The 15,034-nt window shown below is 67.4% G+C and carries 18 protein-coding genes; 13 read left to right on the plus strand and 5 right to left on the minus strand.

The window, feature by feature from the left end; translation table 11 throughout:
* The first annotated feature begins 6 nt into the window (after positions 1-6).
* The 3 genes from NDI89_RS08740 to NDI89_RS08750 are packed head-to-tail and all read left to right on the plus strand — an operon-like array spanning position 7 to position 2,269.
* Positions 7-1,155 carry a glycosyltransferase family protein gene (locus NDI89_RS08740; protein WP_277521145.1) on the plus strand — a complete coding sequence of 383 codons (1,149 nt, stop codon included), beginning with the start codon at positions 7-9 and terminating at the stop codon, positions 1,153-1,155.
* Positions 1,156-1,181: 26 nt separating this feature from the next.
* Complete coding sequence (locus NDI89_RS08745) at positions 1,182-1,679, plus strand: DUF7109 family protein (RefSeq protein ID WP_277521146.1); 498 nt, start codon at positions 1,182-1,184, stop codon at positions 1,677-1,679.
* Positions 1,676-2,269, plus strand: coding sequence for an NUDIX hydrolase (locus tag NDI89_RS08750; protein WP_277521147.1), 594 nt, complete (start codon positions 1,676-1,678; stop codon positions 2,267-2,269). Before NDI89_RS08745 ends, NDI89_RS08750 begins: the two co-directional genes overlap by 4 nt.
* A gap of 286 nt (positions 2,270-2,555) precedes the next feature.
* On the opposite strand, the gene NDI89_RS08755 is transcribed toward NDI89_RS08750, so the two are convergent.
* The gene (locus NDI89_RS08755; RefSeq protein ID WP_277521148.1) at positions 2,556-3,026 is read right to left on the minus strand and encodes an MGMT family protein; all 471 of its coding nucleotides are present in this window, start codon (positions 3,024-3,026) and stop codon (positions 2,556-2,558) included.
* Positions 3,027-3,180: 154 nt separating this feature from the next.
* Between NDI89_RS08755 and NDI89_RS08760 the strand changes: the two genes are divergently transcribed.
* The 7 genes from NDI89_RS08760 (at position 3,181) to NDI89_RS08790 (ending at position 8,735) form a co-directional block, all read left to right on the plus strand.
* Positions 3,181-3,606 carry a hypothetical protein gene (locus tag NDI89_RS08760; RefSeq protein ID WP_277521149.1) on the plus strand — a complete coding sequence of 142 codons (426 nt, stop codon included), beginning with the start codon at positions 3,181-3,183 and terminating at the stop codon, positions 3,604-3,606.
* 74 nt (positions 3,607-3,680) lie between these two features.
* On the plus strand, positions 3,681-4,490 hold the full coding sequence (trpC, locus tag NDI89_RS08765; protein WP_277521150.1) for an indole-3-glycerol phosphate synthase: 810 nt from the start codon (positions 3,681-3,683) through the stop codon (positions 4,488-4,490).
* Complete coding sequence (gene trpB, locus NDI89_RS08770) at positions 4,487-5,752, plus strand: tryptophan synthase subunit beta (RefSeq protein WP_277521151.1); 1,266 nt, start codon at positions 4,487-4,489, stop codon at positions 5,750-5,752. The genes trpC and trpB overlap by 4 nt, the downstream gene beginning before the upstream one ends.
* A complete protein-coding gene (trpA, locus tag NDI89_RS08775; RefSeq protein ID WP_277521152.1) occupies positions 5,749-6,618 on the plus strand; it encodes a tryptophan synthase subunit alpha in 870 nt (289 codons plus the stop codon). Before trpB ends, trpA begins: the two co-directional genes overlap by 4 nt.
* Before the next feature lie 24 nt (positions 6,619-6,642).
* Complete coding sequence (locus NDI89_RS08780) at positions 6,643-7,437, plus strand: 2-amino-3,7-dideoxy-D-threo-hept-6-ulosonate synthase (RefSeq protein ID WP_277521153.1); 795 nt, start codon at positions 6,643-6,645, stop codon at positions 7,435-7,437.
* Positions 7,438-7,566: 129 nt separating this feature from the next.
* Positions 7,567-8,139, plus strand: coding sequence for a SprT family zinc-dependent metalloprotease (locus NDI89_RS08785; RefSeq protein WP_277521154.1), 573 nt, complete (start codon positions 7,567-7,569; stop codon positions 8,137-8,139).
* 59 nt (positions 8,140-8,198) lie between these two features.
* Positions 8,199-8,735 carry a hypothetical protein gene (locus NDI89_RS08790; protein ID WP_277521155.1) on the plus strand — a complete coding sequence of 179 codons (537 nt, stop codon included), beginning with the start codon at positions 8,199-8,201 and terminating at the stop codon, positions 8,733-8,735.
* A 13-nt stretch (positions 8,736-8,748) separates the two neighbouring features.
* Here NDI89_RS08790 and NDI89_RS08795 read toward each other — a convergent pair whose 3' ends face one another.
* Positions 8,749-9,423: an HAD family hydrolase gene (locus NDI89_RS08795; protein ID WP_277521156.1), complete on the minus strand. Its 675-nt coding sequence runs from the start codon at positions 9,421-9,423 to the stop codon at positions 8,749-8,751.
* 312 nt (positions 9,424-9,735) lie between these two features.
* Between NDI89_RS08795 and NDI89_RS08800 the strand changes: the two genes are divergently transcribed.
* Entirely contained in the window at positions 9,736-10,605 is an 870-nt protein-coding gene (locus NDI89_RS08800; protein ID WP_277521157.1) for an HFX_2341 family transcriptional regulator domain-containing protein, read from the plus strand.
* Between the two features lie 33 nt (positions 10,606-10,638).
* Here NDI89_RS08800 and NDI89_RS08805 read toward each other — a convergent pair whose 3' ends face one another.
* Positions 10,639-11,223: a hypothetical protein gene (locus tag NDI89_RS08805; protein WP_277521158.1), complete on the minus strand. Its 585-nt coding sequence runs from the start codon at positions 11,221-11,223 to the stop codon at positions 10,639-10,641.
* Between the two features lie 297 nt (positions 11,224-11,520).
* Here NDI89_RS08805 and NDI89_RS08810 point away from each other — a divergent pair, with 297 nt between their 5' ends.
* Positions 11,521-12,720, plus strand: a complete 1,200-nt coding sequence (locus tag NDI89_RS08810; RefSeq protein ID WP_277521159.1) for a 3-dehydroquinate synthase II — start codon at positions 11,521-11,523, stop codon at positions 12,718-12,720.
* Positions 12,721-12,937: 217 nt separating this feature from the next.
* On the plus strand, positions 12,938-14,194 hold the full coding sequence (locus NDI89_RS08815; protein ID WP_277521160.1) for an NADH dehydrogenase subunit: 1,257 nt from the start codon (positions 12,938-12,940) through the stop codon (positions 14,192-14,194).
* Positions 14,195-14,230: 36 nt separating this feature from the next.
* Here NDI89_RS08815 and NDI89_RS08820 read toward each other — a convergent pair whose 3' ends face one another.
* Positions 14,231-14,392 (minus strand): DUF7331 family protein, encoded by a 162-nt coding sequence (locus NDI89_RS08820; protein WP_277521161.1) that lies wholly within the window; start codon positions 14,390-14,392, stop codon positions 14,231-14,233.
* Between the two features lie 180 nt (positions 14,393-14,572).
* Positions 14,573-15,010: a zinc ribbon domain-containing protein gene (locus NDI89_RS08825; RefSeq protein ID WP_277521162.1), complete on the minus strand. Its 438-nt coding sequence runs from the start codon at positions 15,008-15,010 to the stop codon at positions 14,573-14,575.
* Between the last annotated feature and the right edge of the window lie 24 nt (positions 15,011-15,034).

Consider the following 15,034-nt stretch of genomic DNA (forward strand, 5'->3'; position numbering starts at 1 on the left):
CCACCGATGGAGTACGTCCAGGAGCGGATCGCCACGCTCCACGAGTTCGGCGAGGGCAACGGGGGACGGGAAACCGATCTCGCCAGCAACGCGGTCGCCGCAGTCGCCGACGCGGCCGTCGTCGTCCCGATGACGGGCCGCGAGCTCGAGAGCCCCGCCGCCGAACGCGTCCTGGGCGAACTCGAGCGCCTCGAGCCGGCACCGGAAGCGGTCTTCGTCCCCGTTCGCGCCGAGCCGGAGCGAATCGGTCCGTTTCGGGACTGGCTCGACTCGTTCGCGCTGCCGACTCGGGTGCTGTGGTGTAACGCACCCGGTATCGACGCGTTGCTCGCCGACGCGGGACTGGGCGGCGAGTTCGGAAAGGGACGGGACGTCTGGCTCGCGCTCGGCCCCGCGGCCGACGCCGCCGACGCCGTCGTCGTCCACGACGCCGACGCCCGCAGCTACGAGGCCGCACACGTCCACCGCCTGCTCGCCCCGCTGACGATGGCCTTCGAGTTTTCGAAGGGGTACTACGCTCGCGTCGAACGCGACCGGCTCTACGGTCGCCTCTTCCGACTGTTCTACGAACCGCTCGTTCGCTCGCTCGCGGACGCCCACGACGCCCCGATCGTCGACTACCTCGGCGCGTTCCGGTACGCGCTGGCCGGCGAGTTCGCCGCGACCGCCGACCTCGCTCGACGCCTGCGAGCGCCGCGTGCGTGGGGACTCGAGGTCGGGACCCTCGGCGACGCCTACGAGGTCGCCGGCTTCGGCGGCAGCGCGCAGGTCGACCTCGGTCGCCACGAGCACGACCATCGCGCGGTCGCCGGCGACACCGGCCTCGAGGGGATGAGCCGCGAGGTCGCCGCCGCGCTCTTGCGCGTCGTCGAGGAACACGGCGTCGATCCGGCGTACGAGACGCTGCCGGAGCGGTACCTGTCCGCCGGCGACGAGCTGATCGACCAGTACCGCGCCGACGCGGCGTTCAACGGGCTCGAGTACGACCCCGCCGGCGAGCGGAATCAGCTGGCCCGCTACGCCGAGTCGATCTCGCCGCCGGGACCGGACGCGCGCCTGCCGCGGTGGACCGACGCCCCGTTCGAACCGGCCGACGTGCTCGCGGCGGCCCGGCCGTGGCGGGAGCGCCGCATCGGCTCGCGCTCGCAAGACTAATCCCCCTCTCGTCCGTTGGGGGGCGTATGGACGCGACCGCCGACGAACTGGCCGGCGTGGTCGACCTCTTCGGCGGGTTGACTCGCTCGGAACTCGAGCGAGCGCTCGCCGAGGCCGCCTACCGCGCCGACGGTCAGTCCGTCGACGACGCGGCGCTCGGAGCGGCGATCGACGAGGCAGTCGAGTCGTTCGCCCTCGTTCGGCACGATCCCGCCGACGAGGGCGCGGCCCCGACGACCGACGGCGAGGCGCTGCTGGTCGCCGGCCCGACGGCCTTTCCCGCGGTTCCCGAACACGCGGAGGACGTCCCCCACATCCTCGATATCGACCGGCGACGGGTCGACCGCGAGACGCTGGGGAAGACGGCCCGCGAGCGCGTGATCGCGGCCGCCGACGAGGCCATCGCCGCGGCGGACGAGGAGCGGATCCGGTCCCTGATCGACGTCAGCTACGACGTCGAGGCCTGGGCACCGGTCGACTGCACCGACGAACGGACGCGACTGGAGGACGCACTCGAGGAATGACGGGCCCGAGACTGACGCTCGAGCCGATCGCGAGCTACGAACCGACCGAGATCGCCGATCAGGAGTACGACGCGGCGGTGCTCGCCCCGATCGTCGACCGCGACGGCGAGGACCACCTGCTCTTTACCCGGCGTGCGGACCACCTCGGCGAACACCCCGGTCAGATGAGCTTTCCCGGCGGCGGAGCCGAGCCCGAAGACGAGACGATCCTCGAGACCGCGCTCCGGGAGGCCAACGAGGAAATCGGGCTCGAGCACAGCGAGGCGGAACTCGTCGGCCAGCTCGACGACATCCGGACGGTCACCGAGTACGCCGTGACTCCCTTCGTCGCACACGTCCCCGATCGGGAGTACGTTCGCGAGGAGAGCGAGGTCGCCGAGATCGTCGTCCTGCCGCTCTCGGGGCTGCTCGATCCGGACAACTACGAGTACGAGCGCCGCTCGCACCCCTACTACGGCGAGATCGTGATCCACTACTTCCACGTGAACGGCTACACCGTCTGGGGCGCGACCGGTCGGATTCTGGTGCAACTGCTCGAGCTGGCGACGGATTTCGAAGCGCCCGAGAAGGTCGAGCGGTCGGAGTTCTGAACCGCAACAGAGGGACCCCTCACTTGTTTCGTCTCGTTTCTCCGTCTCACTCGGACCGACCAATCTTCAGCGGTGGCGCGCGCTGAGCCGCGGCGAACGGCTGTGAGACGCGGCTCGATACTGCGCGAGGGATGAGTGAGGGAGCGGAGCGACCGAGGGAATCGGCTGGGGAGGGCGTGGCCATTCCCTGTTGCCAGTGTGAGCAGAACGTCCCTTCGGGCGATGATTTCGTACCGGTACCCACTTCATTCGAAACCACAGAACAGAATCAGGCTTTCAACGAGCCTTACAGACCTTCGAGCGACCGCAGCTTCTGCTCGACGTCCGGCGGGGCGGCGCTCGGGCCGTCGCGCACGCGGTGGTCGGGGATCAAAAGCGGAGCGGGGTTCTCGTCGAGCGCGGTTCGGACGAGGATGATATCGTCCTCGTCGGTGTGGTCGAGTCCCGAGGTCATTCGGGCAAGCGTCTCGACGGTGACCTGATCGCCGTAGGGAACGTCCTGTACGCCCTCGAGGACCGCCCGCTGGTCGGTCGGCATGGTCATCGCGACCGTGACGTCGTCGAAAGTGATCTCCTCGAGGCCGTCGAGGTACTCGAAAATCCGGTCGAGAACGGCGTGCTCGTCCTCGGCATTGTCGTCCGGAATCTCGGGGAACGAGACGCTCAGGACCCGCCCGCTGGCGGCGCCGAGCTGGACGTACCGATCGAGGTACTGCGATTCCCGCGCGTAGATTCCGGCGTCCGTAACGTCCTCCATACCGGATAGAACTGCTGCGATCATATAGTGGTTGTCTAAAACTGCGGTAGATTCGGTGCCGTCTACTTCACGAACCGGAGAGCCACCGAAGGAATGACGTTTTTCATTCCAGCATCGAGAAGTCTTATGTTTTCGTTCGTGTTTCTTAGACGCAATGAACTTACTGGTGGACAACGCTACCGTTGTCGAGTCAGCGGTGGCAGCACTCGTTCTGCTCGTGTTTGTGAGTATATTCGGTACTCCTCCGGAATGGATAACCGGCCAGTCGGATACCGCCATTGGAGCAGCGATAGCGGCGGGCGTCTGGATTCTGCCGTCACTGCTCAGTGGTCTCGTACTCTATCGGATTCGCCACAGGGGCTTCCAGTGGAACTCTCTCCTTCTGGGGGGCGTCAGTCTCGCAATTCTCTCTCTCACCGTTACGGGTGTATACGCCGTTTATCGGTCCAACGGCCTCGTAACGTACGAGGGCCGCGGCGTGCTCGTCGGTCCGTTACTAGCATTGGTCGCGGGCTGTCTTCTCGCTATCACGATCCTGATTAGCAACGTGAGACAGTACTCGGACCGGAAACTGCCGTAGGCCCCTCCGGAAACCGAGCGATCCGTTACAATGACGCAAGCCTTATGTACATATGAGTACGTCGATGTACAATAATGAACTCCGATACGGAGCTCGCTCCCGCGGTGCGGTCGATACTCGAGGCGGCACGGGAGCGCTCGGGCGGGGAGGGCGTCGTCGCGGTCGAGGCGCGCTCGCTGCCCGAGGCGCTGGCCGACGCCGAGGCCGACGGGCGAGTCCCAGTGATCGCGGAGGTGAAGCCGACGAGTCCGACGGCCGAGGGCACTCGAGACGACGATCCGGTCGAACTGGCGCGGGCGATGGTCGACGGCGGGGCGGCGGCGATTTCCGTGCTGACGGAGCCGACCCACTTCGGCGGGTCGGCCGAGGCGCTGACCCGCATCCGCGAGGCCGTCGACGTCCCCGTCCTGCGCAAGGACTTCGTCCTCGACGAAGCGGGGATGGACGTCGTCGAGGCCGATCTGCTCCTGCTGATCGTCAGGTTCGTAGACGATCTCGAGGGGCTCGTCGCGGCCGCCCGGGAACGCGGCTTTCAGCCCCTCGTGGAGGTCCACGACCGCGCTGAGCTCGAGACCGCGCTCGAAGCGGGCGCAGAGATCATCGGAGTGAACAACCGGGATCTGGCGCGACTCGAGGTCGACCTCGAAACCTTCGAGTCAGTCGCACCCCACGCTCCGGACGACGTAACGCTGCTCGCCGAGAGCGGGGTCTCGTCGCCGGCCGACGTTCGGCGAATGCGCGAGGCGGGTGCCGACGCCCTGCTGGTCGGCAGCGCGATCATGGACCACGGCGCGGGCGACAGCGACGTGACCGCGAACACGCGGCGACTCACGCGAGCGGAATCGGAAGACCAGGCGAACGACGACGACACCACCCAGACATGAGCACGGAACGCGAACGCGACGACGAGTACGAATCGGGCGGGGGCACGTTCGGCGACTACGGCGGCCAGTACGTCCCCGAGGCGCTGATGCCGGCCCTGCAGGAACTCGAGGACGCCTACGAGCGCTACGTTCTCGAGAACGAGGACGGCTTCATGGACGAGTTCCGCGATCGGATGCGGGACTTCGGCGGCCGGCCGACGCCGCTCCAGCGCGCGGATCGGCTGAGCGAGCGCTACGACCGGGAGGTCTACCTCAAGCGCGAGGACCTCCTCCACGGCGGGGCCCACAAGCTCAACAACGCGCTCGGCCAGGTCCTCCTGGCGAAGTACATGGGCAAAGAGCGGATCATCGCCGAGACCGGTGCCGGGCAGCACGGCACCGCGACGGCGATGGCCGCGGCCCACCTCGACATGCCCTGCGAGATCTACATGGGTCGAACGGACGTCAACCGCCAGCGCCCCAACGTCTACCGCATGCGGATGAACGGGGCCGAGGTGAACCCGGTCGAGGCCGGCAGCGCGACGCTGAAGGAGGCGATCAACGAGACGATGCGCGACTGGGCGACCACCGTCGAGCGGACCCACTACGTGATCGGGTCGGTCGTCGGCCCGCACCCGTTCCCGCGGATGGTCCGGGACTTTCAGGCGGTAATCGGCGAGGAGATTCGCGACCAGATTCGGGAGAAGGCGGGACGGCTGCCCGACAGCGTCGTCGCCTGCGCCGGCGGCGGCTCGAACACGATGGGCACGTTCCACGCGTTCGTCCCCGACGAGGGCGTGGATCTGTACGCCGTCGAAGCCGGCGGCTCGAGCCTCGAGATCGACGAGGAAAACGGAATGGCCCCCAACTCCGCGACGCTCTCGACGGGGACCGACGGCGTCCTCCACGGCGCGATGACGAAGCTCCTCCAGGCCGGTGACGGCCAGATCGTCGAATCCCACAGCGTCAGCGCGGGGCTCGACTACGCCGGCGTCGGCCCCGAGCTGTCGCATCTCGTCGATATCGGGCGAGTTACGCCCACGAACGTCGACGACGACGACGCGCTCAACGGGTTCCACCGACTCTCGCGACTCGAGGGGATCATCCCCGCGCTCGAGTCGAGTCACGCGCTCGGGTATCTCGAAGAAGAACACGACGAACTCGGCGACCTCGTCGTCGTCAACGTCTCCGGGCGCGGCGACAAGGACCTCGAGACCGTGCTCGAGGAGACCGAGAAACGCGATCTCGAGGCCGCACCCGAAATCGAGGTGTTCGACGGGTGAGCGATACGTCGTCGGAATACGACAGCGACATCGAAGCGGCCATCCGCGGGAACCACCCCGCGCTCATCACGTACATCACCGCGGGCGATCCCTCGCTCGAGGACACCAAGGCGTACGTCGAGGCCCTCGACCGCGGCGGCTCGGACCTGATCGAGCTCGGACTCCCGTTCTCGGAGCCGATCGCGGAGGGGCAGACGATCCAGGCGGCGATCAATCGCGCGCTCGCGGCCGGGACGACCCCCGAGGGGTTCTTCGAACTGGTCGAGGACCTCGAGACCGAGGCACCGCTGCTGGTGATGACGTACTACAACATGATTCTCCAATATGGTTCGGAGCCGGACGTGCGGCCCTTCGTCGAACGCGCTGCCGAAGCCGGGCTCTCGGGGATCATCGTCCCGGACCTGCCCGCCGAGGAGGCCGATCCGCTGCGGGACGCCTGCGACGACAACGGACTCGACCTGATCTTCATCATCGCACCGACGACCGAGGGCGAGCGCCTGGACGCCGTCATGTCCCGGGTCTCGGGCTTCGCCTACGTCCAGGCTCGCCTCGGGACGACCGGCGCACGCGCGAACGTGTCGGGCGCGACCTACGACAGCCTCGCGCGGCTCTCGAAGTACGACGTCCCCAAAGCCGTCGGGTTCGGGGTCAGCGAGGGCGATCACGCGGCCGAGATCATCGAGGCCGGTGCCGACGGCGTCATCGTCGGCAGCGCGCTCATCGACATAATTGCATCGAGCGACGATCCGAGCGACGCGGTCGACGCGCTCGAGGCCAAAGCGGCGGAACTCAAACGGGGCGCACGTCGCGGCGCGGAGACCCTCACGGACGATCCGGAAGATACACCGGAACCAGAACAGCCATAACTGCAAGCTTGCTACACTCCCGCAATGACCACAGGAATTGACGCACGACTCGAGCGAATCGGTACGGACGGATCGTACGTGATCGTCCCGATGGACCACGGCATCACGATGGGTGCCGTCACGGGACTGAAAGACATCGAATCGACGATCGACGGCGTAACCAGCGGCGGGGCGGACGCGGTGCTCACGCAGAAGGGGATCGCGCCTCGCGTTCACGACAACAAGAACGGCAAGGGCTATATCGTTCACCTCAACGGCTCGACGACGATCGGGCCCGACGAGGAGGACAAACGGATGACCGGGACCGTCGAGGAAGCCATCCGTGTCGGTGCCGACGCCGTCTCCTTTCACATCAACGTCGGCTCGGATCACGAACCGGACCAGATCAGCCAGCTTTCCGAGGTCACCGAGCGAGCCCAGCGGTTCGGCATCCCCGTGCTCGCGATGGCTTACGCTCGCGGCCCCGGCGTCGACTCGGCGGACCCCGAAGCGCTGGGGCACGCGGTTCGACTCGCCGAGGAGCTCGGCGCCGACATCGTCAAGACGGGCTACAGCGGCGACGCGGAGAGCTTCCAGCACGTCGTCGAGTCGACCCGGCTCCCGGTCGTCATCGCCGGCGGGTCGAAGGGAACCGACCGCGAGACGATCGAGATGGTACGCGGCGTGATGGACGCCGGCGGCGCCGGTATCTCCATGGGCCGATCGATCTTCCAGCACGAGGATCCCGAGGCCATCGCCCGAGCGGTCGCCGGCGTGATTCACGACGATCTCTCAACGGAGGAAGCGCTGGCCGAAGCGGGACTGGCGCTCGAGGCCTGACGCGTCGCTCTTCGACTTCGATTTTCTCCGACGATCACGCAGGGCCGACCGCGGGCCCTCCGCAGTCGCGCTGTACCTCTCGCCTCGGCTACCGGAAGAATTTCGGCGGCCGTCTCCCTTTGCGAACCCGTGACCGACGCCGAGGAGCTCACGCTCGCGGACGAGATCGTCGCCCGCGCGCGGATTCACGCCCGCGAAGTCGTCGACGAAGACGAGTTGGCCGTCGATCTCGAGGCCCTCGAGTGGGACGTGTCGGAGCGAGCGCGTCGCCGAGCGGGGCTCTGTCGGTGGGACGCCGACCGCGAGGTGGCGACGATCGTCCTCGCTCGACGCGCGTACGACCGCTACGACTGGCCCGAGTTCGCCGAAATCGTCCGCCACGAACTGGTCCACGCCTGGGAGTTCCAGCGTTTCGGCGAGTCCGGGCACGGCGACCGGTTTCGCGAGCGGGCGGCGGCGCTCGAGGCCCCGCGTTACTGCGAGTCGTTCGCGGAGCCGCGGTACGTGCTCCGGTGTCGCTCGACGGACTGTGACTGGCGGGCGGCGCGACACCGCGCGTCGAAGCCGGTGAAGGCTCCCGACCGGTATCGCTGCGGGGCCTGCGGTGGGTCCTACGAGGTCGAACACGCGGATAGCGGTCGGACGTGGACGACCGCGAGCGGGTACGGCGGCGCGAAGGCCGCGCTCGGCGACGAGTGGTAGCGAGGACGGGGCGAGTCGACCGCGGAAGGCTTATTCGCCTCACGATGCCTGTTTCGAGTATGAGAATTGTCGATCTGATGCTGGGGAAATCCGAGCCCGGCGAACACGGGATCGAGGGGAAGTCGTACGCGCTTCCCAAGGAGACCCACGACTTCGTCTATCCGATCGCGGTTCGCCGCGAGGAGGTCGAGGCCTTCGGTGACTTGCTCGAGGCGGCCGGCGACGGGCCGTCCGGCGAGACGGACCCCGAGGAGCTCCAGGCGGTCATCGACGACGTGGGCGGCGAGGACGCGGATATCGATACCGACGCACTGGTCGAGCGGCTGCAGCGGCCCCAGAACGCGGCCGCGTCGGTGATCGAGACCTGGAGCGAGGGGCTCGAGCGGGATATCGGGGTCGTCTACGCCCGCCGCGGGACCCGTCAGGTCCTGGTCGAGTTCGTCAAACGCTGCAAGGACCGCGACGAGGACTCCTCGGACTCGTTCGAGCTCCCCGAGAACTTCCAGGACGCGGCGGCGCTGCTCAAGCGACTCGAGGAGGGGACGGACACCCAGTATCGTGCCGTCGTACACACGGATCTGCTGCCGGAGGAGTAGGAGCCGTCGTCGGCTAGACGATCGTCTCGAAGGACTCGAGCGACGCGAGTTCGTAGGTCGGCTCGTGGTCGCGCGGCCCGTCGTCGCGGCCGGTATCGAGCCAGGCCGAATCGAGTCCCATCGCGTTGGCGCCCGCGATATCGGCGTGGAGCGAGTCCCCGACGTGGATCGCCGCGTCCGGCGCGACGTCGAGTTCTCCGAGCGCGCGTTCGAACGGCGCGGCGTTCGGCTTCGGGAGGATGCCAGCGCTCGGCTCCGTAAACACCCGCACGTCGAAGGCGTCCGCGATCCCCAGCGCCCGGAGTTTTCGGGTCTGCGTTTTCCGTCCGCCGTTCGTGATGAGCCCGACGGAGCCTCGAGTCCGGGCGTACTCGAGCGCCGCGTTCGCCCCGGGTCGGAACCGGACGGCGGTCGGGTCCCGCCGCTCGAGGTACGCCGCTGCAAGCGTCGGCGCGACGTCTGGATCGACGCCGGCTCGTTGCGCGACTTCGGTGAAGAGGTGGTCGTAGAACTCCCGATCCGTTTCGGCCGTCGGCAGGTCGGGGACGGCAGCGCGAAGGTCCGCGGGCGTACAGAACCGCTCGCAGCCGGCGCGCTCGAAGGTCGACTCGAGCAGCGCCGCGGGGTCCTGCGTGGATTCACAGAGGGTGTGGTCGAGATCGAAACAGATCGCGTCGTAGGCGGCCATCTGTCGCGTCCTACGAGCGGGGGCGTTCTCAACGTTTCGCCGACTAGGTGGATGGCTCTCGAAAGAGACTGCTACTACCGACGCGAACGCTCCGAAAGCCCCGACGCTCTCCGTCGGCTGCAGCTCGCTGCGATCCTCGCCTCGCTCCGCTCGGCTGCGGTTCTCGCGTCGCTTCGCCGGACGAGAGCGTCGCCCCTTTCAGTCCCGCCCGGCGGTGGGTTGCCGAGATAGCCGAAACGGGGTCGTCGCTGCAATTCGAGCCGACACCGACGATTCCGCAGCAGTTATTTTTACTGACACGCCTCACGGCGTATGGAGGTCGTCAAGCGAGTGCACGTCGTGCCGCTGGGCTACGAGTTCGATCGGATCCTCGAGCCGATCAGGACCCAGCGGGCGGATCTGGTCTATCTCCTCGAGGGCGACAGTACGGGCGGAAGAGGGAGAACAGACGAACGAGACGGTGAAACAGACGGTGGAACCGGCGAGCGGAACGCGACGGCGAGGGCCGAGTATCACGACGAGTTGCGCGAGGAACTCGAGTCGATCGTGCCGGAGGTTCGGACCCGCGAGTGCGACCTGACGGACGTCTACGCCGTCCTCGGCGACGTGACGACGATCGCGGACGTGCACGCGGACGATCAGGTGTACGTCAACGTCTCGGGGGCCGGGACGATTCCGGCGATCGGCGCGACGATCGCGTGCATGGACGTCTCGACGGACGCCCACGCCTACTACGTCGAGCCCTCGGAGTACGCCCACGACGGAACGACCGAACCCATCTCGTTCGGCCTCGACGAGATGGAGGAGGTGCCGACGTATCCGATCGAGTCGCCGACGCGCGATCAGGTCGCGATCATGGAGTTGCTCTCCGATCCCGGCGCGTGGGAGGGGTTCCACGAGGATCGAACGGCCCCGCCGAAGAAGAAGGACCTCATCGAGTACGCGCGGGACCGCGAGCTCTCCTTTATGGCCGATCGGCGCTCGCCCGACGAGCGCTCCGGCGAGGACAAGGGCGCGTTTCGAGTACTGGATACGCACGTCCTCGAGCCCCTCGCCGAGGACGGCTACGTCACGATCGAGTCGGTCGGCCGTCGGCGCGTCGTCGAGCTGACCGAGCGGGGCGAAAACGCCTACCGCGCGTTCCGGCACAAGCTCATGGAGGACGCGGGAGAGCTGCGGTAGGACGCTGCGTCAGCGGGGAGGCGCGAGGGCGGCTCAGTCGCCGTCGTGGACCAGTAGGTACAGCTTCGTCCCCAGCCGAGCGAGCTCGAGGTCGGCCTCGAGACGCTCGATGTGAGCACGAAGCGCCGCCGCGTCGAGCCCCGGGAACTCGCGGTCGGTGCGGGCGTCGAGGTGGCTGCTCGCGCGAGCGAGCAGGAAGGGCGCGGCGTCAGCGAGGTGCGAGCCCGGGAGCTCGGGGCCAGCGGCGCGGCCGCGCTCGACCGCGGCCAGGACCTCTCGGGCCGCGATGAGCGTCCGTCGCAGCGAGCGGATCTCGGCGGCGTCCGCGGGCGGCGACAGGTACCGCGTCAGCAGTTCCTCGGCCGCGACGACGTCGTCGGGATCGACGTCGAACGCGTCCGCGAACCGCTCGCGCTCGAGGTCGCCGACGTCGATGCGCCGAGCGGCGAGGCGGAGGGACCCGAGCACGGCCGCCGATCGGCCGTACTCGAGGGCCGCCAGCTCGCCCGCGTGGTCGAACGCGGCTCGCGCGACCTCGGCCGCAGGACCCACCCCGAGCCGGCGGGCGGCGCAGTCGATCGACAGTTCGGCGTCCGTCTCGAGGTGGCGCTGACCCATATTCGAACGATCGGCCGAACAGGTATTATCAATTTCTGAGAAAGTATTTCAACTATCGTTACTATCGTGAGTGTCGTAACTAACGGGATAGTAGCGATAGTAACGACTGATACGGATCGGGAAGCGAGGCGGCGACCCGGAGCTGCCGGCCGTCGCTGTGCGATCGGTCTCACAGCGATTCACGATCGATAGCGGGGCTCGATCGGTATCGGAGGGCGGTATCCCGGACCGGGGGAGCGATCCGCCGCCCTTGTTCGATCCGCCACGTTCAAGCCCGTTCCCTTCGAGGGTCGATGCATGACGCGATCTGTTTGGGTCAAAGCCGACGACACCGTCGGTGACTGGGACGACCGCCGGGCGCGGATCACCGCCGCGCTCGAGGCGGGTGCAGACTGGGTACTGGTCGACGAGGGAGACGTGGAACGCGTCCGCGAACTCGGCGATATCAACGTCGCGGCGTTTCGAACCGACGGGGACGTGACCCTCGTCGACGACATCGACGACGCCGAAGGCGGGAGCGACGACGCCGAACCGGCCGCACGGGCGGACGCGGTGGTCGTCGGCAAGAACGGCGAGGGCGACGCGACGATCGACCTGCCCGAGGACTTCTCCGGATCGGCCGACCTCTCGACGCTGCGCCGCGACGGCGACTTCCAGCGCGGCGCGTACGTCCGCATCCTCGGCAAGGAGTACGAGCGCTTCGCCGAAACCGCCGCCGAGGAGGCCGACCACACGATCGTCGTCGGCGAGGACTGGACGATCATCCCCCTCGAGAACCTGATCGCGCGCATCGGGGAGGAGACGGACCTCGTGGCGGGCGTCACCAGCGCCGAGGAGGCCAAAACGGCGTTCGAGACCCTCGAAATCGGGTCCGACGCCGTCCTGCTCGACTCGGACGACCCCGACGAGATCCGCGAGACCGTCGCGGTCCGCGACGAGGCCGAACGCGAGAGCCTCGATCTCGAATATGCGGAAGTGGTCGACATCGAACGAGCGGGCAGCGCGGATCGAGTCTGCGTCGATACCGGGAATCTGCTCGAGCACGACGAGGGAATGCTCGTCGGATCGATGAGCCGGGGGCTGGTCTTCGTCCACGGCGAGACCGCCGAATCGCCGTACGTCGCCTCCCGTCCCTTCCGCGTCAACGCCGGCGCGGTCCACGCCTACGTCCGGACGCCCGACGGCGGCACGAAGTACCTCTCCGAACTCCAGAGCGGGGACGAAGTCCAGATCGTCGATCTCGACGGCAACACCCGCGAGGCCGTCGTCGGCCGGGTCAAGATCGAACAGCGACCGATGTTCCGGCTCGCCCTCGAGACCGAGAGCGGCGACCGCGTCGAAACGCTGCTCCAGAACGCCGAGACGATCAAGGTCCCCACTTCGGAGGGACGCAAAGCGGTGACGGACGTCGAAGCCGGCGACGAGATCCTGCTGTACGCCGAGGACACGGCGCGACACTTCGGCGAGCCGGTCGAGGAGAGTATCATCGAGAAATAGGTGCTTTCGTCGAGCTTTCGCCTCGCCACCATAGTTAATTGGTAACATACCTCTCGTCAGTCGGGTTCCTGAATCGAAATACGCCCGCGTCGTCTCAGTCGTGCAAATAGTTCGTCGCCGTTACACTGCTCCGAGAATCAAAATGCAGTTTTGCTAGGCATTCAGGACGACGGTAACTACAATCTATGAGGGCTGGTACCGTGCCATTCTCTCGGGTATGAGCGTCACTCGAGAGAAAGTCAGCGCGGTCGAGCCGCCCGAGTTCGCGGTGACGTTGCGCAACGCCGGCCTGGCGGGGGCGGGCGGGGCCGGGTTCCCGACGTACGCCAAGTGGGACAGACTCGAGGAGGTCGACTCACTGCTGGTGAACCACCAGGAGAGCGAGCCGAACTACTACATGGACAAGTGGCTGGGCCGGGAGCGAACCGACGAGCTCGTCGCACTGTTCGAGGGGCTGCTCGATCGCGCGTTCGACCGGATCGTCATCAGCGTCAAGCGAGCGAACCGCGAGGAGTGGATGGGGGACCTCGAGGCCGCGACCGACGCGACGATCTACGAGCCGAGCGATCTCCCGATCGACGGGGACGAGACGGGGATCGTCGTCGCCTCCACCGCTGACAAGTACGAGTTCGGGATGGAGACCGTGCTCATGCGGATCGTCGCGGACGTCGTGATGCAGGGGGACGAGCTCCCGATGGATCACGGCTGGATCGTCCAGAACACGGAAACGCTCTACAACGTCTACCGCGCGCTCGTCGACGGCGAGCCGACGACCGAGAAGTTCGTCCACGTCGACGGCCGCGTCCCGACCCATCGGTTCCTTCGGGTGCCGATCGGGACGCCCGCGACGGCCCTCCTCGAGGCGGCGGGTCGAACCGACGGGCTCGCGGAGAACGAGGTCATCCTCGACGGCGGGCCCGGGTGGTGTTTCGAGATCGAGCGGCCGCCGGAGCGCTTCGGCGTCCGCAAGCGGACGAACTGTCTGCTCGTGATGGAGGAGTCGGTCGTCGCGGAGAACCGAATCGGGAGCGGCGGGCGAGTCAACGTCCTCGCGCCGGCGGCGTGGAAACAGTCGAGTCACGAGACGGAGCCGACGGAGACGCTCGAGCCCGATCGGGTCGAAGTCCCGCTGATCACGAACCCCGACTTCGAGGGCGTGGTGACGCCCAGCGAGCCGATCGTCCGGGCCGACGACGAGGTCGAGTCGGGCGAAATGATCGCCCAACCGGCCGACGGAATCAGCGTCGCCCAGCACGCGTCGATCACCGGGACGGTCGCGGGCGTCGGCGATCGGTCGATCACGATCGAGCGCGACGAGGACCCGTCGACGGGCGCAGCCGAGACGGACGCCGCGGACGCGGCCGACCCACATCGAATCTACTGGACGTGGTGCGCGGAGTGTGGCCGGTACCTCCCGGAACCACAGCTGAGGGCGATCAGTCCGACCGAATTCGTCTGTAGCCGCTGTCGGTGACGCCGCTATCGGCGCTGGCACCCGTCGATAGCCCCGCTACCGTAAACACGGTCGAACGTCCGTCGACCGGATCCACGCGGCCGGATTCTCGCGGTCGCAGATGACCGTCCCGTCGCTCGCGGCGTAACTCACGTACTGGTCGAACGCTCCGTCGGCCGGTACAACCTCATCGTCGCGTCGTTCGGTGTTCGTTCGCATTGGGTGACTCCTGCCGGTCACAGCGGGTGGCCGGTGGCTGACTGCCGTATCGGACGAGCGGGGAAAAGGGCTCCGTGGAAGCACTACTAGTGTGGTTATATCTCTCCCGCGCAGGCCGCCGTCACCGACCGCCCCGAAACCAGAGAGCGGTGCGATCGCCGACCGCAGCGGAGCTCGTACCTACGAATGAGCCGGCTCTTCGTCGGACGCCTCGGACTCGAGTCGCGTCGTACACCAGTGACAGAACGCGAGGTCCTCGTCGATCTCCTTCCCGCATTCGGGACAGGTCGGACCGTCCGTCGTGTCGGCCCCGCTCGGCGGGTACCCGAGCGCGCGAAACGTCGCGTCGATCGCGGCGAACAGGGCGATAAACGAGAGGAGGAACTGCGTCATCGAGTCGGTCTCTTCGGACATCACGTCCGCGTACGCGGTGATTTCGTCGACACTCGTTATCGGGCCGGCGGCCGCGAGCTGTTCGATCGGGAGGAAGAGGGCGCTCGCCGAGAGGAAGAGGCCGGCGAACAGGGCGGCGCGGAGCCAGTCCCGAACGAGGACGTGGCCCGCACCGGGCATGATCACCGACAGGCCGGCGGCGAGAAGCGCACGGAGCCATGTCATTGTACGTGAGGATGGTAGGGGACC

Origin of the sequence: Natrinema salsiterrestre, from assembly GCF_029502005.1 — an archaeon.
Lineage (GTDB): Archaea > Halobacteriota > Halobacteria > Halobacteriales > Natrialbaceae > Natrinema > Natrinema salsiterrestre.